General features: G+C 53.3%; 2 protein-coding genes. One reads left to right on the forward strand and one right to left on the reverse strand.

Annotation, left to right across the window (positions count from 1 at the left end; all coding sequences use genetic code 11):
- Nucleotides 1-675 precede the first annotated feature (675 nt).
- Complete coding sequence (locus tag DVH23_RS23115; protein ID WP_114579681.1) at nucleotides 676-924, reverse strand: helix-turn-helix domain-containing protein; 249 nt, start codon at nucleotides 922-924, stop codon at nucleotides 676-678.
- 727 nt (nucleotides 925-1,651) lie between these two features.
- Between DVH23_RS23115 and DVH23_RS23120 the strand changes: the two genes are divergently transcribed.
- Nucleotides 1,652-1,951 (forward strand): hypothetical protein, encoded by a 300-nt coding sequence (locus DVH23_RS23120; RefSeq protein WP_157972598.1) that lies wholly within the window; start codon nucleotides 1,652-1,654, stop codon nucleotides 1,949-1,951.
- Nucleotides 1,952-2,118 lie beyond the last annotated feature (167 nt).

Consider the following 2,118-nt stretch of genomic DNA (forward strand, 5'->3'; position numbering starts at 1 on the left):
ATCGGTCCGGACGTGTTGGGTCCACTGTCCCCCCTCTTGGTCCAAATCCGCACATCTATCCGTCTTGGCGGCTGATGGCCATCCGCACGGCTGACGCTGATCAGCCATACACGGCGTCCCAGCCGTGCCCTGTACGTACTCGGTCGGGTGAGTCCCATACCTCACCCGTTCCTGCCCATTGGATCGACTACGAGTGAGTTTCATATCCACAGATCTATTTCCCTCGAAAGTTCATAGTCTGTGGGCACAGTCCTCCAGGGAACCATCTGGCATATCGGGACTGTGCCCTCTCTCAGAGAACATCCGATCGGGCAGGGTGTTGTTCCTGACTCCTGCGCGTTTCGACCAAGTGCGATCAACTTACAGTCATACTCCCTACCGTCCGATGGAAACATCAGATCTATACTCCCGTACGTATGCGCTTTACTTGCACGGCCTGGGTTACCCTGTCCAACCGTTTCCTGGGCCGTACCACCTGCAAGCGCTTTCGATCGGGCTGGGTGAGGAGTCAACCCGATCGGATTTACCAGATCCAGCTCCTGTATCTCATAGTTAGTGAACGGCAGCGTCGGTAGTCGTCCACTCTGGCTCAACACGCTGACTCAACAGCTACCCAACTGATAGGCCGCCCCGGCGTTCTCCGTTGAAATCGGATCTATCGATATATGGTGCTCTCTACCCACATGCAGTACAGTTCGGTTCGGATAGTCGATACAGATTCTGTCGCGCATCTCGAATGTAGATGTCTTCTTCAACCAGCCCAGTTGATTCGAGCTGCTGCAATGCATACCGAATCGTACGTTTTGAAAGCCGCGTCTCTTCAGCCAGCTTCTTCTGGGTCAATGCTTCCTCGTGTTGCAGTACGATATACACAAGCTTGGAACTCGGAGGCATCTCTGCTAACTCCTGCTTCGATTCTTGCATATGATTTAGTATAGTATTCTTTTCCCACGATACTGCAAGTCAATTCCGATCTCGAGACGATCGCCAAGTCGCGTTAGATCCGCTCAGATTGCCTTAGTAACATAATTTTACTCCAAATGGTTGCTTCAGTTCGTTTGTTCGGACCCATTACTAATGGGCATTGGAGATATGGGTATAGTGTCGGCCTTGGAACCACTCGGGTCGGCATCGCATATCGCACTCGTTGCCCCGCCCACCCCCTATGTGCATCCGGGGCGACGAGTTTCCGTGGTTCTGACTGCTTCCAGAAAACGAGCAGGCGGTGGTGGCCCGCCCGTCGATAGTGTGCCTCTGATTGGCAGCACGACCCTCTGGTCCCGTGTGCCTTCAGATCGGGTCGTGCATTCAGAGAGTAAACAATGGAAAGTAATAGATGTGTGGGTTCTCAGGGGTACTCTCCCGTGGATCGGCCAAGTCTGATGGCTATTCCATCCGATTGGCACTGCTCGCAGGCGACAAGACGTTCTGTTCGTTCTGCATGGATATCGTGACCGATCGAGTTAACTCTCCATCAAAAAACCTGTTATTTCCTATTGGTTATTACTTTCCCAGGAAGGCTCGTATACAAGCGTCTGGAGGGAGTTATGCACCTATGGATGGGTCGGTGCAACTCACACTCGCGACCGTCGGCCGGAACGGGACGCGAATCAAGAACCAACTGATCGACCACGCGTCCGATCTTACCGTCATGGCTGTCACCGATTTTGTTCCTCGTCCCGATCTCGACGCTGTCACTAATGGAGACTGCGTCGTCGCGATCGTCGCAGAGGAGGTCGCTGATGCACCCACGTTGTACGAGGAGTTTCGGCAGACGTACTCCACTCACCCGCTCGTCATGGTAACGGCAACCGATGATTCGGCATTTATCGAGTCACTCCTTGACGACGAATACGGCGAGTATGTCTATCTTCCCGCAGACGATATGCCGCTTGGACTCATCTCTGTTCGCTGCAAGCGACTTGTCGAACAGACGATTATGAGGTGCTGAGGCGCTCCGATCGCAAGTGGTGCACCCCCAGTACTGTCTCCACGGACACTACACGATGTCTGGTTGATGAGTTCGGCACATTTTTCCACTCGTAGCAGAGATATCGACGCTTATTCTCGAACTGAGCCCCTTGTTATGACGATTCCCTCGGTTCGGTAGTAACAATC

The sequence above is a fragment of the Saliphagus sp. LR7 genome (assembly GCF_003344565.1).
Lineage (GTDB): Archaea > Halobacteriota > Halobacteria > Halobacteriales > Natrialbaceae > Saliphagus > Saliphagus infecundisoli.

What these genes read in the sequence shown, in the direction of transcription:
- DVH23_RS23120 (WP_157972598.1), top strand. Translation starts at nt 1,652, where the DNA reads ATGGCTGTCACCGATTTTGTTCCTCGTCCCGATCTCGACGCTGTCACT.
- DVH23_RS23115 (WP_114579681.1), bottom strand. Translation starts at nt 924, where the DNA reads ATGCAAGAATCGAAGCAGGAGTTAGCAGAGATGCCTCCGAGTTCCAAG.